The organism is Sulfitobacter sp. M22, from assembly GCF_021736025.1.
Classification (GTDB): Bacteria; Pseudomonadota; Alphaproteobacteria; order Rhodobacterales; family Rhodobacteraceae; genus Sulfitobacter; species Sulfitobacter litoralis.
The window spans coordinates 1,006,548-1,027,606 of the sequence record NZ_WMEC01000001.1; the positions used below are offsets into that span (position 1 = coordinate 1,006,548).

Here is a 21,059-nt window from a genome sequence, read left to right on the forward strand (position 1 = left end):
ATGGTGGTCCCAGCTGGATTCGAACCAGCGACCTCTCGCTTCGGAGGCGAGCACTCTATCCAGCTGAGCTATGGGACCATATGGGGGCGGTATAGCCAGACTGCCCGCCCCCTGCAATTACAAAATCAGTTCATTTTCACGCAAAGAGATCATGCGCCAATTCAAGCGCTTCAATCAGCGTGTCGATCTCGGCATTGGTGTTGTACATCCCAAAAGAGGCGCGGCAGGTGGCGGTTTGCCCCAGATGTTGCATAAGCGGCCCACAACAATGCTGCCCCGCCCGTACGGCAACACCCTTCTTGTCCAAGATGGTAGAGATATCATGCGCATGCGCCGCCCCGTCCAGCGTAAAGCTGAAGATCGCGGCCTTATCCGGCGTGGTGCCTTGAACCTGCAACCAGTTCAATCCTGCCAGACGGGTCACTGCATAGTCACGCAAGGATGCTTCATGGGCCGCAATATTCTCCATTCCGACGTTCATCATATATTCTAATCCGACACCCATCCCGATGGTCTGCACGATGCCGGGGGTGCCCGCCTCGAACTTCATGGGGGCGTCGTTATAGATAATGCCGTCTTTGGTGACTTCGCGGATCATATCGCCGCCGCCCAGAAACGGGCGCATCTCGGCCATGCGGTCGGGGTGGATATAGATCGCACCGGACCCTGATGGACCATAGAGCTTGTGACCGGTGATCGCATAGAAATCGCAGCCTATATCCTGCAGGTCCACGGGCATGTGAACCGCCGCCTGCGACCCGTCGACCAAGACGGGCACGCCTTTGGCATGGGCCCCTGCGGTGATCGCCTTGACGTCCACCACCGTACCCAGAACATTCGACACCTGCGTCACGGCAATGAGCTTGGTCTTGGGGGTGATGGCGTCGATCACGGCTTGGGGATCAAGCGCACCGGTCGCATCCACATCTACCCATTTGATCACCACGCCTTGGCGTTCGCGCAGAAAATGCCACGGCACGATATTGGCGTGATGCTCCATCACCGACAGGATAATCTCGTCGCCCGGTGATAGGTTCGGCATGGCCCAACCGTAAGCGACCAGATTGATCCCTTCTGTCGTGCCGGAGTTGAAGACGATGTGATCCTCGTTCCCGACGTTTAAGAACCGCGCAACGGTTCCGCGCACGGATTCGTACTGGTCGGTCGCCAGATTAGAAAGATAGTGCAAGCCGCGGTGAACATTGGAATATTCGTGGCTATAGGCACGGCTGATCGCATCGATCACGACCTGCGGCTTCTGCGCCGATGCACCATTGTCGAGATAGACCAGCGGCTTGCCGTTCACTTCACGGGACAGGATCGGAAAATCGCGGCGGATGGTGTTTACATCATACATCAAGAAGCACTCCTTGGGCAGCAATGCCCACGATAGAAAGAAGCAGGCTCATCCCCAGAACGACAGCCGCCATAGCAATCAGCAAAACGCCAATCGCCTTGCCCAAACCAGTGAAGTCGAATGCCGCGGCAATGAAGTTCACCAATATCCAAAGACCGATGATCCCGGTCGCCAGTGATGCCAGTACCGACACACCAGGAGAGATGTACATAAGCAGAAAAATTGCCACTTGCGCAATAATGCGCAAGACCTGCAAGAACACGACCAATGCCAGTATATCGCCAAGGTTCCCGTCACCACCAAGCGCGCGGCCTGTCCAGAACAGCCCGTGCGTGGTGATCACCAAGACCCCTGTCAGCAGTACGAACATCGCCAAGGGACTGGTAAAGAACGCGGGCATGCCTGGAGTCGGCTGCAGCACAAGGCTGACCGAGAAAATCAGCGTGTTCACCGCCGCCGCCAGCGCAAGCGCGGTCCACAATACATTGCGATCAAGCCGCCAGCCGATAATCTGCTGTGCCGCCGCGCGAGGGTTGCGCAGGCTTAAAATGACCAACTCGGACAGAACCGATCGTATGTCAGGGGCGTTCATGGGCGTGTCCGATATGCGACCAGCAAGCCGCTGATCCAGAACCATAAAAATACGCAAAGCCAGATCAATCCGACAATGCGCAGCTCGATCCCTTCGCCGACGAACCCTGCCGTAAGTCCGTGCAGCAATACAAGGGGGCTGGACGCCAGCAAGGCCCAGAAAAGCGCAAGACGGGTGCTATACCCGCTCGGGCGACCGCGCATCACCTTGAGGATAATTTGCGTGCCGGCCGCGAGCATATAGAAAATCAACGGCGCGATGAACAGCCATGCCATCAGGGTCGCCCCCAGCAACATGTCCAGCTCGGTGCCGTTGACATGGGCTTCGCGGGCCAGACGCGGGGTCTGGGCCACGAAAAAGATCAGACACGCGACCATCAGATAGATCAGGTTGCGATCCTCCCGCGGGCCCTGCCCCAACAACCGCCGCACAACGGCGGCGGGGTTGCGGTAGCTGGCCACGATATCGCGTGTCGCCGCCATCAGGCTGCGTGCCGCTCAAGCCACTCGGCAAGCCGTGCGGTGATCTCTTCGCGCAGAGTTTCGTCCTCGATCTCTTCGACAGCCTCGGCCAAAAACGACAAGGTCAGAAGATCGGTCGCGACGTTATGCGGTACACCACGCGAGCGCAGATAAAACAGCGCGTCCTCGTCGATTGCCCCCGAAGTGGAGCCGTGAGAACAGGCCACATCATCGGCGTAGATTTCAAGCTCGGGCTTGGCGAGGAACTGACTATCTTCATCCAGCAGCAACGACTGGCTGATCTGATAGCCATCGGTCTTTTGCGCGTCTTTCTTGACCAAAATCTTGCCTTGGAACACGCCGGTTGCCCCGTTACGCAGAACCTTTTTGAAGACCTGACGGCTTTCGCAGTTCACCGCATCATGGGTGATGAACACCGTGTCGTCGTGGTGGAAATCACCCCCGTCGCCCACACAGGCCCCCGCCACATGGGCAGCAGCATCATCACCCGTCAGTTCGATCACGCAATCGTTGCGCGTCATCACGCCATTGGCGGTCAGCGTAAAGGATTTGAACGCGGATTCAGTCCCCAGACGGGTAAAGATATGCGTTGCTGCGCGTTGTTCATGGTCACGCCCTTGGGCGCGCACATGGTGGAACGCAGCGTTGTCGCCGACCTCGACTTCGAGCACACCGTTAAAGCGCGCAGCCACAGGGCCGTTCTCCAGCAGCGTGAATTCAGCACCGGCATCCAGCTTAATGACGTTGTGCAGCATGACATCAGCGGTCTCGGAGGTCCGGCGATAAACGATGTTCACCGGCTTGGAGACTTTGTCTGTCACATGGATCAACACGCCATCCGCGGCAAACGCCGTGTTCAGCGCTGCCAAGGGGCGCGCCACAGGCGTCTGACCGTTCTTTTCCAGCGTCCCATAAAGATCACGCGCCCAATGCAGGTCAGCGTTCGCTTGGGCCAGCCGTTCGATGGTGATGCCCTCAAGCGTCAGATCGTCCGACGCATCTGCATCGAACACACCGTCAACGAACACCAGCTTGAGCCGGTCGATCTGATCAAACAGAGCCACGTCTTCCGACGCGCGCACCGCGGCAGAGACAGCCTGCGGCTGGGTCAGCGTATCAGGGCGGGTGTATTTCCAGTATTCGTCACGACGCTCCGGCAGACCTGCCTGTTGCAGCCGCGATAGTGCGTCTTTGCGTGCCGCATCGGACCAGCCCCCTTGGGGCAGATCCAACGTGGCGATCAACGCCTCGGTCGGGGTTTGTTGTGTCGCTGCTTCGGCCATTACGCCACCTCGGACAGGATGTCGGCATACCCGTTGTTTTCAACTTCAAGCGCCAGCTCGGGACCACCGGTTTTGATGATCCGACCGTCAGCCATAATGTGCACAACGTCGGGTTTGATGTGGTCCAGCAGACGCTGGTAGTGGGTGATCACGAGGAAGCCGCGCCCTTCGGTGCGCAGCGCGTTCACGCCGTCGGCAACCAGTTTCATCGCGTCGACGTCCAAACCGGAGTCTGTTTCGTCCAAGATGCACATCTTTGGCTCGAGCATCGCCATTTGCAGGATTTCATTCCGCTTTTTCTCGCCACCGGAGAAGCCCATGTTGACGGGACGTTTCAGCATCTCTGCATCGATCTTCAGCTCTTTGGCACGGGCGCGCACAACCTTGAGGAACTCTGCCGCTGACATTTCTTCTTCGCCACGGGCCTTGCGCTGTGCGTTCACAGCCGTCCGCAGGAAAGTCATGTTGCCGACGCCGGGGATTTCAACGGGATACTGGAACGCAAGGAACAGGCCTGCGGCGGCACGCTCTTCTGGCTCGAGGTCCAGCAGGTCAATGTCACCCAGATGCGCGGAGCCTTCTGTGACCTCGTAGCCGCCTTTGCCGGACAGCACATAGGACAGCGTGGATTTACCGGAACCGTTCGGCCCCATGATCGCGTGAACCTTACCGGCTTCGACTTCCAGATCGACACCCTTCAGGATTTGCTTATCTTCTTCTTCCAGTTTGACCTTCAGGCCTTTGATGCTCAGCATGGGAGGTTCCTTTTCTTGCGCTTTGGCGCTGCAATGACAGTGAATTGAGTGAATGAAAACCCCGCCAAGGGGCCGTCATCGGTGTAAGATTTCATGCCGCTCTCCCTGCCTGTAAGGCTTTGGGAAAACGCGCATAAAGGGCGGTTCGGCAGGCATCTATGCCCGCCTGATAGGAAAGCGGTGACAGCGGATCGGGTAGAACCGCTGTGGGGATATCTTCGATCTGCATCGGGGCCTGCATCGGCCGACCGACGGAAGCTGCATAGTCGAGGTACTTCAACCGTGACTGCCCCGCCGGGGCCAACCAACTGTTGGGCACGCCATAGGCATCGGCCACAATCAACCCGTGCAGGGATGATGCAAATACATGATCGCATGTTGCAATCGCGTCGCAGACCGCCTGCGCATCGCCGCGTGGATCGATCAGTTGATATCGTGTATCGCTGGCGACAAGCGTTTGAAGCATGGGATCATCAATCAGCGAGTAGTGCGGCACGATACCGATCCTGCCGTTCGGTGCCTGTTTGTGCGGCCAAACGGCATTGATCAACAATCCCGGATCGCCAAACTCGGACAACTCCAAGCCCAGCAACGCGGCGGTAATCGGACCGCGTACCAGCGCAATATCCACATGGTCGGTAAACCCTGTGCCCTGCACCGGATGCAACAATCCTGCACCCCAGATCACCGGCCGATGATCCTGCGCCTCGCTAAAGTTGCGTTTGACCACCTGCAACAGCGAACCGATCGCCCAGACATCGGCCTTGCGCACACCAGCATGCTCCACAGGCCGGCCCGAGACATGGGCCAGCACCACAGGGCTGATGGCGTCCCCGAAATTCGGGACCGCCTTCCACCAGTGCAGGCGCAAGGGCATGGTGTCAGCCGATAGTTGCATCAGCTTGCTGCGTCCTCGTACACGGCAATGATCATGTGTCATCCCCCTTGCGCAGCACCAAAAGCGCTACACGGATCGCGGCATAGATCATCGCAAAGATCAGCATCTGAAAGAACGTGTCCTCAAACGCGGCGAGCGTCAGCCCGCCGCCCCGAACCAGAGCCATCAGCACCCAGAAAACCAAGGCGGCGATGGTCACATCCCATGTCAGTTTGCGCATCATCGCGATTACCCCACGGACCCTTCAAGAGAGATCGCAACCAGCGCCTGCGCTTCCATTGCGAACTCCATCGGCAGTGCCTGAAGCACGTCTTTGCAGAAACCGTTGACGACCAAGGCCACCGCCTCTTCCTCGTCCATCCCGCGCGAACGGCAATAGAACAGCTGATCGTCATCCACCTTGGATGTGGTTGCCTCGTGCTCTACGCGGCTGCTGTTATTCTTGACCTCGATATACGGCACCGTGTGGGCACCGCACTGGTCGCCGATCAGCAAGCTGTCACATTGCGTATAGTTGCGCGATTCCTTGGCTTTGGGGTGCATGGTGACCAACCCGCGATACGTGTTCTGCGCCTTGCCCGCCGAAATCCCCTTGGACACGATGCGCGACTTGGTGCGCTTGCCCAGGTGGATCATCTTGGTGCCGGTATCGGCCTGCTGCATATTGTTGGCGATCGCGATGGAATAGAACTCGCCTTGGCTGTCATCGCCGCGCAGGATGCACGACGGGTATTTCCACGTCACAGCCGAACCGGTTTCAACCTGCGTCCACATCACCTTGGCACGGTCACCACGGCAATCGGCACGCTTGGTCACAAAGTTATAGATCCCGCCCTTGCCGTTCTCGTCACCGGGATACCAGTTCTGAACGGTCGAATATTTCACCTCGGCGTCTTCTTCGATGATGATCTCAACCACCGCGGCGTGCAGCTGGCTTTCGTCCCGCTGCGGCGCGGTACAGCCTTCAAGGTAGGAGACATAGGACCCCTTGTCGGCAATGATCAACGTGCGCTCGAACTGGCCAGTGTTTTCCGCATTGATACGGAAATAGGTCGACAGTTCCATCGGGCAGCGCACGCCCGGTGGCACGTAAACAAACGACCCGTCAGAGAAAACGGCCGAGTTCAACGTCGCATAAAAGTTATCATTCACCGGCACGACCGAGCCAAGGTATTTCTTGACCAGTTCCGGGTGCTCGCGGATCGCCTCAGAGATGGAGCAGAAAATTACGCCCGCTTTCTTCAGCTCGTCCTGAAAGGTGGTCCCGACGGAAACGGAATCGAACACGGCGTCCACAGCAACCTTGCGAGGTTCGTCGCCCATGTTTTCTGCACCCTCGACGCCCGCCAGAATGGCTTGCTCTTTCAAGGGGATACCCAGCTTCTTGTAGGTCTCGAGCAGCTTAGGATCTACGTCGTCCAGGGACTTGGGCTTGACCGCCATGGATTTGGGACGCGCATAGTAATACTGGTTCTGAAAGTCGATTTCAGGATAGTCCACCATCGCCCAGTTCGGCTCTTTCTTGGTCAACCAGCGCTCATAGGCCGCCAGACGCCATTCCAGCATCCACTCGGGCTCTTCATTCTTTTCCGAAATCAGTTTGACGATATCGGGGTTCAGACCCAGCGGGGCATAGTCCATCTCGATATCTGTGGACCACCCATATTTATAGGCACCGCCGACTTCGCGCACGGCATCCACGGTGTCCTGATCAACGCCCTCTTTAACGCCGGTGTTCGGGTCATCCTTGACCAAAGTGCTATCCATGCTTTTCATCCTTCAACTGGCGGTGCGCATCAAGCGGCCCGCGCCTCGTGTTTCTTCAATTTCGCGGTCCAGGCGTCTGCAAAACGCAAGACCTGTTCTTCTGTGGTGTCCGGCCCAAGCGATACGCGCACGGCACAGGATGCCTCAGCGTCGTCAAAGCCCATGGCCGCCAACACGCGACTTGTCGCCACCTTGCCGCTAGAGCACGCAGACCCCGCGCTGATCGCAAAGCCTGCAAGGTCCATCTGCATCACCTGCGTCTCACCGCGCCACCCGGGCGTGATAAAGCAAGAGGTGTTTGGCAAACGCGCCACGTCTTTCCCAACAAAAATAGTCTTCTTTGACGCAGCCTCAAGAGCCTTCTCTAGAACATTTCTAAGGTCTGCAACCCGTTCCCATACGCCATCCGCCAAATCCTGCGCTGCGGCAGCGCACGCAGCCCCGAAACCGGCGATGCCGATGACGTTCTCTGTCCCCGCGCGACGGCCCAATTCTTGCCCGCCTCCGCGCAACATCGGCTGCATCAATCCGGGCGTATATTCGGGCCCCGCGATCAGCGCGCCGATGCCCTTGGGACCGCCCAGCTTATGGGCCGAGACAGCCAATGACGTATGGCGCCCGACATCCGAGCGCCAGCGCCCCAGATCCGACAACTTACCGGCCGCTTGCACCGCGTCACGGAACACGCTTGCAGGCGACGCGCCCAAACGCGACAGCTCGGTCAACAGGCTTTCCGGCTGCAACACCCCTGTCTCGCTATTGGCACGTTGCAAAAACAGCGTTTTGCCCGCCAAGGCTCCATCCGGTAGCGCGTTCAAATCCACGTGACCATTGTGACCCACAGGCAATTGCTCGGCCTCAGGGCACCAGATGCGCACCGCTTCATGCTCCACGGCTGCGCCGGCGACATTGCCCGCGTCCTGCACCACCCCCGCGATCGCTTCGGTGGCACCGCTGGTAAAGATCACTTCCGACACATCGCAGCCGACCAAAGCCGCCACCTGCCCGCGTGCCTTTTCAACCATCATCTTGGCCGCACGCCCTTCGGCATGGACGCTCGACGGGTTGCCCGCCACATCCATCGCCGCCAACATCGCCGCGCGCGCCTCTGCCCTCAGCGGGGTGGTCGCGTTATGATCCAGATAGGTTCTCATATCAGCTTCCAAATGGTCCCAAATCCCAGGGAGCGTGAGGAACAGCGTCCCTCATTCCGTGTCGGCCTCGTCCACGATGGCAAAGAGGTTCGGCACCGCCGGACAGGGGGCAAGCTCATTGGCCACGACATCGGACAGCCGCGTCTGGTGCAAGAAAACATAGACCTGCGCACTGAGCCCTTCCCACAAACGATTGGTCAAGGATTGCGCACGACTGCCCGATGACCCGCCAGAGGCACCTGCCCCCACATGCATCGCGTCGACCTTTTCGTCGACCGCCGCCAGAATGTCGACGACGCGGATATTCGCCGCTGGTCGCGCCAAACGATAGCCGCCGCCGGGGCCACGCACCGATGCCACCAGCTCGGCCCGGCGCAGTTTTACGAAAAGCTGTTCTAGATACGGCAGGGAAATGGACTGACGCGCCGCGATATCGCCCAGATTGACCAGGCGGTCTGCAGGCTGCAACGCTATATCAGCCAGTGCGACCATGGCATACCGCCCCTTGGTAGACAGCTTCATCGCAGAGTTCCCTTTCCCATAGGCGCCTGTTTGATTGACGAGGACGCATGAAATGCCTAAACGCAATGTCTGACCCACCTTAAAGCTGGGATCACACAAGTTAGAACCGTTCTAAACTGCCTTAGCGAATTCGTCAACTATTCCGCTGCACTTAGAACCCCAAGCAGGGACGCTCATGCCCGAGGTTATTTTTCCCGGACCCGAAGGCCGCCTCGAAGGCCGCTACCATCCACAAAAAGAACGCGACGCGCCAATCGCTATTCTGCTTCACCCACACCCACAATTCGGCGGGACGATGAACCATAAGGTCGTGTATAATATGCACTATGCCTTCTACAATATGGGTTTCACCGTTTTGCGCTTCAACTTCCGCGGCGTGGGCCGAAGCCAAGGCGAATACGATCAAGGCGTCGGTGAACTCTCTGATGCAGCGTCAGCGCTGGATTACCTGCAGTCGATGAACAACAACTCCAAGCACTGCTGGGTTGCGGGTTTCTCGTTCGGCGCATGGATCGGCATGCAATTGCTGATGCGCCGTCCCGAAATCACGGGTTTCATCTCTGTCGCACCGCCTGCGAACATGTATGACTTCAGCTTCCTCGCACCCTGCCCGGCTTCCGGTCTGGTGATCAATGGGACGGCTGACCGCGTAGCACCGCCAGCTGATACCGTGAACCTCGTGAACAAACTGCACGAGCAAAAGGGCATCACCATCACCCACCAAGAAGTCGAGGGTGCCGGCCACTTCTTTGAAGAGCCGCATATGGATACGCTCATTACGTCGACCACCGACTATGTGAAGCGTCGCCTCACGGAAACGACCCGTTAATGGCGGATCAGACAGTCGTCGATCTGGCCAATCAACTGGCCGAAGAATGTCTGGCAGTACAACGCGAAACCGGACAGGAGCGGCTTTTTATGGAAGTCGCTGCTGTTCTGGGCGCGTCGTCGCAGACCATGGAAGAAGCCTTTGTCACAGCGATCCGTACGCGGCTTTCTGCCGCACAGGGGCGTGACTTTATCGCCAAGGCGCTCGCCGCGCACCGCGCAAAAGAAAGCTGACGTATGACCACCAGACTAGAGCAACAGATTGCCTTCCTTAACGAAGCAGACAAGCTCAAGTCGGTCACACGCGGCACGCTTTTATGCGATGCCTCGCGGGCGGAAAATTCGGCTGAACACAGTTGGCACCTGACGCTTTATGCACTGGTGCTAGCGGATCAGGCGGGCGAAGGCGTCGACATCACCCGCGTCATCAAAATGTTGATCCTGCATGACCTCGTCGAGATTGACGCAGGCGACAACCCGATCTTCGGCAGCTACGATGCGGCCGATATGGAGGCCCAGGAACAGCTTGCCGCTGACCGAATATTTGACCTTCTTCCCAACGATTTACGCGACGATCTTCGTGCCACATGGGAAGAGTTTGAAGCGAATAAGACCCCCACGGCCCGCTTTGCAAAGTCGCTGGACCGGTTCCAGCCGCCCATGCAGAACCTTGCCGCGGGCGGGGGCAGTTGGGTCGAATACAACGTCACCGAAGCGCAGTTCGTGGAAAAGGTGGGCAGCAAGATCAAGACCGGCGCGCCGGGCTTGTGGGAATTCGCACGCGCCCGCGTCTCTGCCTGGTTTGCGGCCCGCGGCTAGCACCCTCTGCCATTAGGTACCCGACCTCTTTCCTTCGCATCACAACCCTGCTGCAGCGCTTTGATATTTGGCAGACACCACATCCCTTTTTCAGTATACCATTGCATACCGACTAGGCATTGGTGCTTGAATAGTCTATGAGGAGAACAGTTTCACCTCAAAGGACCGCAGACGATGACCAAGATCAAAGTGGAAAACCCGATCGTTGAGCTCGACGGTGATGAAATGACCCGCATCATGTGGGATTTCATCAAGAAAAAGCTGATCCTGCCCTATCTCGACGTGGATCTGAAATACTACGATCTAGGGATGGAGGTCCGCGACGAGACCAACGACCAGATCACCATAGACGCGGCCCACGCGATCAAGGATCACGGCGTTGGCGTCAAATGCGCGACCATCACCCCTGACGAGGCACGGGTCGAGGAGTTCGGCCTGAAAGAGATGTGGCGCTCTCCTAACGGGACGATCCGTAACATTCTGGGCGGCGTGATCTTCCGCCAGCCGATCATCTGCAAGAACGTCCCCCGCCTTGTGCCCGGCTGGACCAAGCCGATTGTCGTGGGCCGTCATGCCTATGGCGACCAGTATAAAGCGACCGATTTTAAATTTCCCGGCAAGGGCAAGCTAACGTTGAAATTCGTCGGCGAGGACGGGACAGAGATCGAGCGCGAGCTTTTCGACGCCCCCGACGCCGGTGTCGTGATGGGAATGTACAACCTTGATAAATCCATCATCGACTTTGCCCGCGCGTCGCTGAACTATGGTCTGAACCTTGGCTGGCCGGTCTACCTGAGCACCAAGAACACGATCCTCAAACAATACGACGGTCGCTTTCTTGAATTATTCCAGCACATCTACGAAACCGAGTTCGAAGATAAGTTCAAAGCCGCGGGCATCACCTATGAACACCGTCTTATCGACGACATGGTCGCCTGTGCGATGAAGTGGAACGGCGGGTACGTCTGGGCCTGCAAGAACTATGACGGCGACGTGCAGTCAGACACCGTCGCGCAGGGGTTCGGCTCGCTCGGGTTGATGACATCCGTGCTGATGACCCCCGATGGCCAGACCGTAGAGGCAGAAGCCGCCCACGGCACTGTCACCCGCCATTACCGCCAACATCAGAAGGGTGAGGAAACCTCGACCAATTCCATCGCATCTATCTATGCGTGGACGGGCGGGATCAAGCATCGCGGTAAACTGGATGATAACGCCGAACTGATCCGCTTTGCCGAAACCCTGGAAAAGACGGTCGTGGATACGGTGGAATCAGGTTCTATGACCAAAGACCTGGCCCTGCTGGTCGGCCCCGACCAAGGCTGGCTGACCACAATGGGATTCTTGGAAAAAGTCGACGAGAACCTGAACAAGGCGCTCAGCGCGCAATAAGCCAACCGCTTAAGACAAGGGCCATCCTGAACGGGTGGCTCTTTTTCTGTGCAGCGGACCCTGCGTGACGCGATGTAACGGGGGAAATTATTATTCTGCACTGCAGCACCCCTAGACAGGTCAACATAGCTGCCCTATCTGCACGATATGACATATGCTGATCCCCTCCACCATAGCTCGCTTGATGATGTCCAAGGCCTAAGCCTCGGGGTATTTTTGTGCGGTATCGGAATCTTCGTTTTGACCTCTGCCGGACTAATTACCGGTCAGACGGCGGGCTTGGCGGTGATCATCGCCTATCTCACGGGATATTCCTTCGGCGTGGTGTTCTTTTTGATCAACCTGCCGTTCTACTTCATCGCCTACAAACGCCTCGGGGCGGAATTTACGATCAAATCGCTGATCTCGGTCACCATGCTGTCTGTTGTCACCGAATTTCTGCCCTACGGGTTTGCGATCCAGTCACTGAGCCCGGCCCTCGCAGCGGTGATATTTGGTGCGCTGGTCGGGTTGGGGCTGCTGGCGATGTTCCGACATAATGGGTCGCTTGGGGGGTTGGGCGTTATCGCGCTGTTGGTTCAAGACACCACGGGGTTCAAGGCGGGATGGGTACAACTGATCACGGACGCCCTGATCTTTTCCGTCGCCTTGTTCCTGTTTCCAGCGTCGGTTGTGGGATATTCCCTGCTTGGTGCGCTGGTGCTGAACCTGATCATCACCTTCAACCACCGCCGCGACCGCTATATCGCCACCTGACCCGCCGGCTCTTGACACCGGCCCGCGCCCGTCTCAGGACTGGGTCGGAAACCAGCATTGGGGGCACGGTGATATGCATTATTTCTGGCTGATGATCGCCATCGTGACCGAAACCCTGGGCACCAGCGCGCTGCAAGCCTCTCAACAATTTACGCGTTTATGGCCGTCTGTCGCCGTCGTCGTGTGCTATGCGGTCTCCTTTTACCTGATGGGGCTGACGCTCAAGGTGATGCCGGTGGGCATTGTCTATGCGATCTGGTCGGGGCTGGGTATCGTGTGTATCGCGGGCATCGGCTATATCGTGTTCGGTCAAAAGCTCGACCTTGCGGCCGTTTTGGGCCTGTCGATGATCATCAGCGGCGTGCTGGTCATTCATCTATTTTCCAACAGCTCCACCCATTAAGCGACCCCGCTCGGGAACCCGGCACCGCATTCAGGCGTTAGCGTATGACGCAACCACCGAAAGTGCCTCATGCTCGATTCTTTAAGCTCCGTTTGGGGCACCCTGCCCGACCCTTTGCGCAACCAGCTTGAAGGGTACGCCGTCGGGTTCTGGAGCGTGCTGCCGCAACTTATTTTGTCGATTGTTTTCCTTTGTTTTCTCTGGGTCGTCGTTCGCATTGTGCAGGCTATCGTGCCGGGCGTGCTGCGCCGCGCCCGTATGCGTCGGTCGCTTGTCGATGTCATCATGATGCTGATTATCGTGGGGATGTGGCTGTTTGGCGTGTTAATCGCCGTCACCATCGCCTTTCCCACCATCACCCCCGGCAAGGCGCTGACTGCATTGGGTGTGGGCGGTGTGGCCATCGGCTTTGCCTTTAAGGATGTGTTCGAGAACTTCCTAGCAGGGATATTACTGCTGATCCGCGAACCTTTTTCTGTCGAGGATTACATTGAATGCGAGGGGTTTGAAGGTCAGGTCGAAGAAATCACGATCCGCGATACCCATGTGCGCCAGACCGACGGGCAGCTTGTCGTCGCCCCAAACGCAATGTTCTTTAAAAATCCCGTCACCATCCGCACTGCCCGCGATGTGCGTCGAACCACCGTGATCTGCGGCGTGGCTTACGGCGAAGACGTAGATGCTGCGCGCGAGGTGATTGCCCAAGCGGTGCGCGGCGTGGATGCGGTGCGCGATGATGTGCGCGACGTTGAAATCTTTGCGCAGGAATTCGCCGACAGTTCAATCAACTTCGAGGTCACTTGGTGGACAGGTTCGCGCCCCATCGACATCCGCAGCAGCCGCGACAAAGTCGTTGCTGCCGTAAAAAGGGCGCTGGATGATGCGGGAATCGAGATACCCTTCCCCTATCGCACCCTGACCTTTAACGAACCGCTACCCGTTCGGGACTACCGCGACCACAAAGACAGCACAGAAGACACAAGCACCGACGGCTGACATCCTTTAGGGCTAGCTTTCTGTGGCGTATCGCGTTAAGCGCTGCCCAAATGCTGCGGTGCGAGAGCGTGCGCGGCCCCCTCCCGTATCAAAGGCATACCCCAATGGACATGCGAAATATCGCAATCATCGCTCACGTTGACCACGGCAAAACGACGCTGGTCGACGAGCTTCTGAAACAATCCGGCACCTATCGTGAAAACCAGGCGACGACCGAGCGCGCGATGGACAGCAACGATCTGGAGCGCGAACGCGGCATCACGATCTTCGCGAAACCGACGTCGGTTGTCTGGAACAACACACGTATCAACATCGTCGACACCCCAGGCCACGCCGACTTTGGTGGCGAAGTTGAACGCATCCTGTCGATGGTAGACGGTGTTGTCCTGCTCGTGGACGCCGCAGAAGGCCCGATGCCACAAACGAAATTCGTGACCTCCAAGGCGCTGAAACTGGGCCTGCGCCCTATCGTTGTGCTGAACAAAGTCGACAAGGCAGACGCCGAGCCTGACCGCGCGTTGGACGAATGCTTTGATCTGTTCGCCAGCCTTGATGCCACAGATGAACAGCTCGAATTCCCACACATGTACGCCTCGGGTCGTTCCGGCTGGGCCGATATGGAGCTGGATGGACCGCGCAAAGATCTCAATGCTTTGTTCGAACTCGTCCTCAAGCATGTTCCCGCGCCAAAGCAAATCGAAAACACTGACAAGCCGTTCACCATGCTTGCAACCACCCTTGGCGGTGACCCGTTTTTGGGCCGTTTGTTGACCGGCCGTGTTGAAACCGGCACGTTGAAAGCGGGCCAGAGCATCAAAGCCATGTCGCGCGACGGTACGCTGATCGAAAACTTCCGGTGCACCAAGATCCTCGCCTTCCGCGGGCTTGAGCAAACTGCCATAGAACTGGCTGAAGCGGGCGACATCGTATCCATCGCCGGTATGTCCAAGGCGACAGTGGCCGATACGCTGGCCGAAACCTCTGTTTCCGAAGCGATCCCGGCCCAGCCGATCGATCCGCCCACCATCACCGTGACCTTCGGCATCAACGACAGCCCGTTGGCCGGTCGTGATGGCAAGAAAGTTCAGTCGCGCGTGATCCGCGAGCGCCTGATGAAGGAAGCCGAATCCAACGTTGCGATCAAGATCTCCGACACTCCCGGCGGCGACGCCTTTGAGGTTGCCGGTCGTGGCGAATTGCAAATGGGCGTTCTGATCGAGAACATGCGCCGCGAAGGGTTCGAGCTTTCGATCTCCCGCCCGCAGGTTCTGTTCCAAGATATCGATGGCGTCCGCCACGAGCCTATCGAGGAAGCCACTATCGATGTGGATGATGAATATTCCGGCGCGGTCATCGAAAAGATCACCGGTGTGCGCAAGGGTGAACTGGTAGAGATGAAGCCTGCCGGTGCCGGTAAAACCCGCATCGTGGCCCATGTGCCTTCGCGCGGCCTAATCGGGTACCACGGCGAATTCTTGACCGACACGCGCGGTACAGGCGTTATTAACCGCGTCTTCCATTCCTGGGCGCCGCACAAAGGCACGATTCCTGGCCGTCGCGCTGGCGTTCTAATCTCGATGGAAAACGGGACCTCGGTTGCGTTCGCCCTGTGGAACCTCGAAGAACGCGGCAAGATGATGATCGGCGCGCAGGCTGACGTCTACACCGGCATGATCATCGGCGAACACAGCCGTGAAAACGATCTTGAAGTGAACCCGTTGAAAGGCAAGAAGCTGACCAACGTGCGTGCGTCGGGCACCGATGAAGCCGTTCGTCTAACCACACCCGTCACGCTGAGCCTCGAAGAGGCCATTGCGTATATCGATGACGACGAATTGGTTGAAGTGACACCAAACGCAATCCGGCTGCGCAAGCGTTATCTGGACCCGCATGAGCGGAAGCGGATGGCGAAATCAGCCTAAGCTGAGCGATTTCTGGACTGGGGCTTTGCCCCAGACCCCAGGATTTAATACCATTTGGAAAGCGGGGCTGTTTCGGCCCTGCTTTTTTTATGTCTAGCGATGTTGGGGGAGATTTGGTGTGGTCGGCGGCCCGGTTTGGCCCGCCGACAGAGGTTCAACCTAGGCTTTAGCCGTCGATTTCGACGACCATCAGTTCGCGTTCTGAGGCGTCCTTGGCATGGTTCAGCGCCTCTTGGTAGGCGTCGGAGTTATAGCACTCTACCGCATCTTCGACTGACGCAAAACGGGCCACGACGTTGCGCGGGCGTTCTTTGCCTTCAAGCTGGACGAACCGGCCCCCACGGGCCAAAAAGCTGCCGCCATGCGCCGCGATAGCGGGGCCAGCGAGCTTGGCATATTTACCATAGGCGTCTTCGTCGGTGACGGTGACATGAGCGATCCAGAGAGCAGGCATGGGGTTTATCCTTTCAGAACATTTTCAGCCGCGGCAATTGCTGCCTCGGCGTTTGCGATATCTTTCGCGCCACCCTGAGCCATCTCAGGACGACCTCCGCCGCCTTTACCGCCGAGTTCGGCGACAACTGTCTTGACGATATCCACCGCTGATAGCGTGGCGGCCAGATCGGGTGTGACACCTGCAGCAACGGCGGCTTTACCATCGGCATCCGCTATCAGTAGCACGGCACCCGACCCGAGTTTGGCCTTGTGTTCATCGATGAGCGCAGGAAGGTCCTTGCCCGTCACGCCATTGAGAACCTGAGCGATAAACTTGATCCCACCCACGTCACGCGGAGCCGCGGTACCCGCGTTTCCGCCGCCGGACATGGCCAATTCACGGCGCAGTTGGGCGACCTCATTGGCAAGCGCACGGCGCTCATCCAGTAGCGCGCGCACACGGTCCGGCACATCCACGGTGGACGTCTTGAGCTCAGCTGCAACGCGCGAAAGGGCGGTTTCTTGCGTGCGCAGCCATTTCAACGCTTCGGTGCCGGTCAACGCCTCGATCCGGCGAATGCCCGAGCTGCTGGAGCTGTCGCCGAGCAGAACAAATGCCCCGATGTCGCCGGTCTGGCGCACATGGGTACCACCGCAAAGTTCGAGCGAATAGGTCTGCTTGTCCACGCCTTTGCCCGATCCGGCCTCTCGGCCCATTGAAACAACGCGGACCTCATCGCCGTATTTCTCGCCAAAAAGAGCCTGTGCCCCCATCTCGCGGGCGTCGTCCGGGGTCATGATCCGGGTCTCGACGCCGGTGTTCTGGCGGATGTAGCTGTTGACCTCATCCTCGACCGCGGCCAACTGATCGGCTGTCATCGGGTGGTTGTGGCTGTAGTCAAAACGCAGACGATCCGCCGCATTCAGCGAGCCACGCTGCATAACGTGATCCCCAAGCGTGTTGCGCAACGCTTCGTTCAGCAGGTGGGTGGCAGAGTGGTTCGCACGGATCGATGTCCGACGTGCGTGATCAACATCCAGCACCGCAGCCTGAGAGGTTTTTAACGTTCCCTCGGTCACCTCGCCGATATGGATAAACACACCAGCCGTCTTGCGAGTGTCCGTTACAGTGACCAAGCCGCTGTCGGTTTTGATCGTGCCGGTGTCCCCGACCTGACCGCCGCTTTCGGCGTAAAACGGTGTTTGGTTCAACGCGATTTGAACGCTGTCACCCTGTTTGACCTCGGCGACTTGCGCCCCATCTTGAATCAAGGCGGCGATCTGCCCTTCGGCGGTTTCGGTGTCATAGCCCAAAAAGTCGGTGGTGCCGGATTTTTCAGCCACGTCGAACCATACGGTCGCATCCGCCGCTTCGCCCGAGCCGGACCACGCCGCGCGTGCTTTGGCCTTTTGCGCATCCATCGCAGCATTAAAGCCGTCCAGATCGACCTTGCGATCCTGTTCGCGCAGGGCATCCTGCGTCAGATCGACGGGGAAACCGTACGTGTCATAGAGTTTGAACGCGGCCTCGCCGGACAGATCGGCACCGGCAGGCAGGTCTTTCAATTCGTCATCCAACAGCTTCAGACCGCGGTCCAGCGTCTGCTTGAAACGGGTTTCTTCGAGCAGCAGTGTCTCTGTGATCAGCGACTGCGCCTGCCCCAATTCGGGGTAGGCCCCGCCCATCTGGCGCACCAGTTCCGGCACCAGGCGGTGCATCAGCGGGTCTTTCAGACCAAGAAGATGCGCGTGACGCATCGCGCGACGCATGATCCGCCGGAGCACATAGCCCCGTCCGTCATTTGAAGGCATCACCCCGTCCGCGATCAAGAAGGACGTCGAACGCAGGTGATCCGCGATCACACGGTGGTGGGTTTTGCCCGGTCCGTCGGGGTCTGAACTAGAGGCATTTGCGCTCGCCTCGATCAGGTTGCGCATCAGGTCGGTTGCATAGTTGTCGTTGGTGCCTTGCAGCAACGCCGCAACCCGTTCGATCCCCATGCCTGTGTCGATGGATTGGTTCGGTAATGCCTTGCGGCTGCCATCCTCGAACTGCTCGTATTGCATGAATACGAGGTTCCAGATCTCGACAAACCGGTCACCGTCTTCCTCTGGCGATCCGGGAGGACCACCCCAGATGTGATCGCCATGATCGTAGAAAATCTCGGAGCAAGGGCCGCAAGGGCCTGTCGGGCCCCATCATCCAGAAATTATCATCCGTTGCGATGCGGAAGATCCGGTCGTCGGGCAAGCCCGCGACTTTTTTCCAGATATCTGCGGCTTCATCATCCGTGTGGTAAATAGTGACATAAAGCCGATTTGGGTCGATCCCCAGTTCCTTGGTGATTAGCTCCCAGGAAAAGGCGATAGCTTCGGCTTTGAAATAGTCACCAAAGCTGAAGTTGCCCAACATTTCAAAGAACGTATGGTGCCGCGCGGTATAGCCGACGTTATCCAGATCATTATGTTTGCCCCCGGCGCGCACGCATTTCTGTGCGGTTGTCGCCCGAGAATAGTCGCGGGTTTCAACGCCGGTGAACAGGTTCTTGAACTGCACCATGCCCGAATTCGCGAACATCAAAGTAGGATCGTTCCGTGGCACCAATGGGCTGGACGGCTGGATCGAGTGACCCTGCTTTTCAAAATAACCAAGGAAGGTCGAGCGGATATCGTTAAGCGTCTTCATATGCGGGGCCTTTCGAGGGGCAAAAACAATTACCTCCGAATACCTGCGCGACACACCACTGTCCACAGCCAGCCCCCACGAAAAAAGGCGCGCCACTGGGGCACGCCTTTTCTAACATCTGCGATGAACGCGTTAAGCTTCTAAAATGTCCGCGTCGTCGTTACCTGATCCAGCAAAATCCAGCCCATGAGCGGCGCGGATCTTGTCCTCGATGTCATTGGCCATGGCGGTGTTTTCCTTCAAGAAGGTCTTGGCATTTTCACGCCCCTGCCCGATCCGTTCGTCGCCATAGCTGAACCACGAGCCCGATTTATCGACCACGCCGGCCTTGACCCCCAGATCCAACAGCTCGCCCATCTTAGAGATGCCTTCGCCGTACATGATGTCAAACTCGACCTGCTTGAACGGTGCCGCGACCTTGTTCTTGACGACCTTGACCCGTGTGGCGTTGCCGACCACTTCGTCGCGATCTTTCAGCGCGCCGATGCGGCGGATATCCAGACGGACGGAGGAATAGAATTTGAGTGCGTTGCCGCCCGTTGTCGTTTCCGGCGAGCCAAACATAACGCCGATCTTCATCCGGATCTGGTTAATGAAGATAACCATACAATTGGACCGCGAGATCGAACCGGTGAGCTTGCGCATCGCTTGGCTCATCAGACGGGCCTGCACCCCAACCGAGCTGTCGCCCATATCGCCTTCCAACTCGGACTTTGGCGTCAGCGCGGCGACGGAATCGACCACCACCATATTCACCGCACCGGACCGAACCAGCGTATCGGTGATCTCGAGCGCCTGTTCACCAGTATCGGGCTGGGAAATCAGCAACTCGTCAATATCGACGCCCAGTTTGCGCGCGTATTGGGGATCAAGCGCGTGCTCAGCGTCCACAAAGGCACAAACGCCGCCGCTTTTCTGCTGCTCTGCGACGCAGTGCAGCGTGAGCGTCGTTTTACCCGAAGATTCCGGGCCATAAATCTCGATGATCCGCCCCATGGGCAAACCGCCAATGCCAAGCGCGATGTCCAGACCCAAAGACCCGGTCGAGCTTGCCTTGATGTCCTGAATGGCCCCTTCGGCCCCAAGTTTCATGATCGACCCTTTACCGAACTGGCGTTCAATCTGTGCCAGTGCGCTGTCTAGGGCCTTTTGCTTTTCAGCTTGTTTCTTGTTGTCCATAGTCAAAAGATCTGCCGTTGCCATGATAGGTTATCCTCTTACTGTCACAGTGGTCTGCAAGCCGCAATCATCATGCCCCGACCATCTTGATGTTCCTTCTATGTTCCATATGGGACTAAAATGAGAACATTACAATGTAATTGTTTGCCCTTTCATCTATTTCGCGAACTGATTAACATTCTATTGATATGCTGAATAATTTAGATTTCTGAGCAAAGGTATTCTTTCAAGTGCTTGTTTTCTTTAAAGAACGCCTTGCTTTCCTGTCGGTCCCAAAAACCGGCACGACTGCCTATGAAACCGCGCTCGCCCCCCGTGCCGATATGGTCATATCGGAGCCGCCAATGCTTAAACATGCGCCGGTCTATCGCTACAATCGGTTCATCCGCCCCATGTTTCTAAAAGTCTGTGACGCAGAACTGGAACTGATGGCCGTCATGCGCGAGCCGGTCAGCTGGCTGGGCAGCTGGTATCGCTATCGCCGGCGCCCATTCATGCAAGGCAAACCTAATGCGACCTTCGACGTCAGTTTTGACGAGTTCGTTCTCGCCTATATGAAAGGTAAGAAACCGGGGTTCGCCGATGTGGGAAGCCAGTTAAACTTCATGGCGTCGCAACCGAATGGGACAGGTATAACCCATTACTTCAAATACGAAAATCAGGATCGGTTGAAATCATTCCTTGAGGACCGGCTCGATGTGAAGCTAGACCTCAAATCCGAGAATGTCTCTCCTCGTATGGATTTGCACCTATCACAGGACGTAGAGCAACGGCTTAAGCGTAAATTCGAACAAGAATTCGAACTCTACGACTCGATTTCCTGAAATAGCGGT

General features: G+C 57.6%; 21 protein-coding genes, 1 tRNA gene and 1 pseudogene. 9 read left to right on the forward strand and 14 right to left on the reverse strand.

What is annotated here, in order from left to right; translation table 11 throughout:
• Position 1 precedes the first annotated feature (1 nt).
• The 11 genes from GLP52_RS05045 to GLP52_RS05095 all read right to left on the reverse strand — a co-directional run bounded on the left by GLP52_RS05045 (position 2) and on the right by GLP52_RS05095 (position 8,810).
• Positions 2–78: transfer RNA gene (locus GLP52_RS05045), tRNA-Arg, on the reverse strand.
• Between the two features lie 58 nt (positions 79–136).
• Positions 137–1,357, reverse strand: coding sequence for a cysteine desulfurase (locus tag GLP52_RS05050; RefSeq protein ID WP_237272653.1), 1,221 nt, complete (start codon positions 1,355–1,357; stop codon positions 137–139).
• Positions 1,350–1,949: a Yip1 family protein gene (locus GLP52_RS05055; RefSeq protein ID WP_237271711.1), complete on the reverse strand. Its 600-nt coding sequence runs from the start codon at positions 1,947–1,949 to the stop codon at positions 1,350–1,352. Before GLP52_RS05055 ends, GLP52_RS05050 begins: the two co-directional genes overlap by 8 nt.
• A complete protein-coding gene (locus GLP52_RS05060) occupies positions 1,946–2,431 on the reverse strand; it encodes a YIP1 family protein (RefSeq protein ID WP_093733877.1) in 486 nt (161 codons plus the stop codon). Before GLP52_RS05060 ends, GLP52_RS05055 begins: the two co-directional genes overlap by 4 nt.
• Entirely contained in the window at positions 2,431–3,714 is a 1,284-nt protein-coding gene (gene sufD / locus GLP52_RS05065; RefSeq protein WP_093733878.1) for a Fe-S cluster assembly protein SufD, read from the reverse strand. Before sufD ends, GLP52_RS05060 begins: the two co-directional genes overlap by 1 nt.
• The gene (gene sufC, locus GLP52_RS05070; RefSeq protein WP_093733879.1) at positions 3,714–4,469 is read right to left on the reverse strand and encodes a Fe-S cluster assembly ATPase SufC; all 756 of its coding nucleotides are present in this window, start codon (positions 4,467–4,469) and stop codon (positions 3,714–3,716) included. Before sufC ends, sufD begins: the two co-directional genes overlap by 1 nt.
• A gap of 91 nt (positions 4,470–4,560) precedes the next feature.
• Positions 4,561–5,367, reverse strand: coding sequence for a polysaccharide pyruvyl transferase family protein (locus GLP52_RS05075; protein WP_237271712.1), 807 nt, complete (start codon positions 5,365–5,367; stop codon positions 4,561–4,563).
• A 31-nt stretch (positions 5,368–5,398) separates the two neighbouring features.
• On the reverse strand, positions 5,399–5,590 hold the full coding sequence (locus GLP52_RS05080) for a hypothetical protein (protein ID WP_093733881.1): 192 nt from the start codon (positions 5,588–5,590) through the stop codon (positions 5,399–5,401).
• A 5-nt stretch (positions 5,591–5,595) separates the two neighbouring features.
• Positions 5,596–7,134, reverse strand: a complete 1,539-nt coding sequence (gene sufB / locus GLP52_RS05085) for a Fe-S cluster assembly protein SufB (protein WP_093733882.1) — start codon at positions 7,132–7,134, stop codon at positions 5,596–5,598.
• A gap of 29 nt (positions 7,135–7,163) precedes the next feature.
• Positions 7,164–8,288 (reverse strand): cysteine desulfurase family protein, encoded by a 1,125-nt coding sequence (locus tag GLP52_RS05090; protein WP_237271713.1) that lies wholly within the window; start codon positions 8,286–8,288, stop codon positions 7,164–7,166.
• Positions 8,289–8,339: 51 nt separating this feature from the next.
• Positions 8,340–8,810: an Rrf2 family transcriptional regulator gene (locus tag GLP52_RS05095; protein ID WP_093733884.1), complete on the reverse strand. Its 471-nt coding sequence runs from the start codon at positions 8,808–8,810 to the stop codon at positions 8,340–8,342.
• A gap of 175 nt (positions 8,811–8,985) precedes the next feature.
• Between GLP52_RS05095 and GLP52_RS05100 the strand changes: the two genes are divergently transcribed.
• The 8 genes from GLP52_RS05100 to typA all read left to right on the forward strand — a co-directional run bounded on the left by GLP52_RS05100 (position 8,986) and on the right by typA (position 15,926).
• Positions 8,986–9,639 carry an alpha/beta hydrolase gene (locus tag GLP52_RS05100; protein WP_093733885.1) on the forward strand — a complete coding sequence of 218 codons (654 nt, stop codon included), beginning with the start codon at positions 8,986–8,988 and terminating at the stop codon, positions 9,637–9,639.
• A complete protein-coding gene (locus tag GLP52_RS05105; RefSeq protein ID WP_237271714.1) occupies positions 9,639–9,872 on the forward strand; it encodes a hypothetical protein in 234 nt (77 codons plus the stop codon). Before GLP52_RS05100 ends, GLP52_RS05105 begins: the two co-directional genes overlap by 1 nt.
• A 3-nt stretch (positions 9,873–9,875) precedes the next feature.
• Complete coding sequence (locus GLP52_RS05110; RefSeq protein ID WP_237271715.1) at positions 9,876–10,457, forward strand: HD domain-containing protein; 582 nt, start codon at positions 9,876–9,878, stop codon at positions 10,455–10,457.
• A gap of 174 nt (positions 10,458–10,631) precedes the next feature.
• On the forward strand, positions 10,632–11,849 hold the full coding sequence (locus GLP52_RS05115; protein ID WP_237271716.1) for an NADP-dependent isocitrate dehydrogenase: 1,218 nt from the start codon (positions 10,632–10,634) through the stop codon (positions 11,847–11,849).
• A gap of 147 nt (positions 11,850–11,996) precedes the next feature.
• On the forward strand, positions 11,997–12,605 hold the full coding sequence (locus GLP52_RS05120) for a YitT family protein (protein ID WP_237271717.1): 609 nt from the start codon (positions 11,997–11,999) through the stop codon (positions 12,603–12,605).
• Positions 12,606–12,678: 73 nt separating this feature from the next.
• On the forward strand, positions 12,679–13,008 hold the full coding sequence (locus GLP52_RS05125; RefSeq protein ID WP_093733890.1) for a DMT family transporter: 330 nt from the start codon (positions 12,679–12,681) through the stop codon (positions 13,006–13,008).
• 114 nt (positions 13,009–13,122) lie between these two features.
• Positions 13,123–14,004: a mechanosensitive ion channel family protein gene (locus GLP52_RS05130; RefSeq protein WP_093733903.1), complete on the forward strand. Its 882-nt coding sequence runs from the start codon at positions 13,123–13,125 to the stop codon at positions 14,002–14,004.
• Between the two features lie 104 nt (positions 14,005–14,108).
• A complete protein-coding gene (gene typA, locus GLP52_RS05135; RefSeq protein ID WP_237271718.1) occupies positions 14,109–15,926 on the forward strand; it encodes a translational GTPase TypA in 1,818 nt (605 codons plus the stop codon).
• A gap of 166 nt (positions 15,927–16,092) precedes the next feature.
• Here the strand turns inward: typA and GLP52_RS05140 are convergent, their stop codons facing one another.
• From GLP52_RS05140 to recA, 3 genes and pseudogenes are all read right to left on the reverse strand, one after another.
• Positions 16,093–16,380 carry a DUF1330 domain-containing protein gene (locus tag GLP52_RS05140; RefSeq protein WP_093733892.1) on the reverse strand — a complete coding sequence of 96 codons (288 nt, stop codon included), beginning with the start codon at positions 16,378–16,380 and terminating at the stop codon, positions 16,093–16,095.
• Between the two features lie 5 nt (positions 16,381–16,385).
• Positions 16,386–19,047: pseudogene (gene alaS, locus GLP52_RS05145) on the reverse strand (alanine--tRNA ligase).
• A 132-nt stretch (positions 19,048–19,179) separates the two neighbouring features.
• Positions 19,180–20,250 carry a recombinase RecA gene (gene recA, locus GLP52_RS05150; RefSeq protein ID WP_093733894.1) on the reverse strand — a complete coding sequence of 357 codons (1,071 nt, stop codon included), beginning with the start codon at positions 20,248–20,250 and terminating at the stop codon, positions 19,180–19,182.
• 206 nt (positions 20,251–20,456) lie between these two features.
• On the opposite strand from recA, the gene GLP52_RS05155 reads away from it, so the two are divergent.
• Positions 20,457–21,050 (forward strand): gamma-glutamyl kinase, encoded by a 594-nt coding sequence (locus GLP52_RS05155; protein ID WP_237271720.1) that lies wholly within the window; start codon positions 20,457–20,459, stop codon positions 21,048–21,050.
• Positions 21,051–21,059 lie beyond the last annotated feature (9 nt).

Bases quoted from the DNA above. Each gene is read 5' to 3' on its own strand.
- GLP52_RS05050 (WP_237272653.1), bottom strand. From the start codon at position 1,357: ATGTATGATGTAAACACCATCCGCCGCGATTTTCCGATCCTGTCCCGT.
- GLP52_RS05055 (WP_237271711.1), bottom strand. From the start codon at position 1,949: ATGAACGCCCCTGACATACGATCGGTTCTGTCCGAGTTGGTCATTTTA.
- GLP52_RS05060 (WP_093733877.1), bottom strand. From the start codon at position 2,431: ATGGCGGCGACACGCGATATCGTGGCCAGCTACCGCAACCCCGCCGCC.
- sufD (WP_093733878.1), bottom strand. From the start codon at position 3,714: ATGGCCGAAGCAGCGACACAACAAACCCCGACCGAGGCGTTGATCGCC.
- sufC (WP_093733879.1), bottom strand. From the start codon at position 4,469: ATGCTGAGCATCAAAGGCCTGAAGGTCAAACTGGAAGAAGAAGATAAG.
- GLP52_RS05075 (WP_237271712.1), bottom strand. From the start codon at position 5,367: ATGCAACTATCGGCTGACACCATGCCCTTGCGCCTGCACTGGTGGAAG.
- GLP52_RS05080 (WP_093733881.1), bottom strand. From the start codon at position 5,590: ATGATGCGCAAACTGACATGGGATGTGACCATCGCCGCCTTGGTTTTC.
- sufB (WP_093733882.1), bottom strand. From the start codon at position 7,134: ATGGATAGCACTTTGGTCAAGGATGACCCGAACACCGGCGTTAAAGAG.
- GLP52_RS05090 (WP_237271713.1), bottom strand. From the start codon at position 8,288: ATGAGAACCTATCTGGATCATAACGCGACCACCCCGCTGAGGGCAGAG.
- GLP52_RS05095 (WP_093733884.1), bottom strand. From the start codon at position 8,810: ATGAAGCTGTCTACCAAGGGGCGGTATGCCATGGTCGCACTGGCTGAT.
- GLP52_RS05100 (WP_093733885.1), top strand. From the start codon at position 8,986: ATGCCCGAGGTTATTTTTCCCGGACCCGAAGGCCGCCTCGAAGGCCGC.
- GLP52_RS05105 (WP_237271714.1), top strand. From the start codon at position 9,639: ATGGCGGATCAGACAGTCGTCGATCTGGCCAATCAACTGGCCGAAGAA.
- GLP52_RS05110 (WP_237271715.1), top strand. From the start codon at position 9,876: ATGACCACCAGACTAGAGCAACAGATTGCCTTCCTTAACGAAGCAGAC.
- GLP52_RS05115 (WP_237271716.1), top strand. From the start codon at position 10,632: ATGACCAAGATCAAAGTGGAAAACCCGATCGTTGAGCTCGACGGTGAT.
- GLP52_RS05120 (WP_237271717.1), top strand. From the start codon at position 11,997: ATGACATATGCTGATCCCCTCCACCATAGCTCGCTTGATGATGTCCAA.
- GLP52_RS05125 (WP_093733890.1), top strand. From the start codon at position 12,679: ATGCATTATTTCTGGCTGATGATCGCCATCGTGACCGAAACCCTGGGC.
- typA (WP_237271718.1), top strand. From the start codon at position 14,109: ATGGACATGCGAAATATCGCAATCATCGCTCACGTTGACCACGGCAAA.
- GLP52_RS05140 (WP_093733892.1), bottom strand. From the start codon at position 16,380: ATGCCTGCTCTCTGGATCGCTCATGTCACCGTCACCGACGAAGACGCC.
- recA (WP_093733894.1), bottom strand. From the start codon at position 20,250: ATGGCAACGGCAGATCTTTTGACTATGGACAACAAGAAACAAGCTGAA.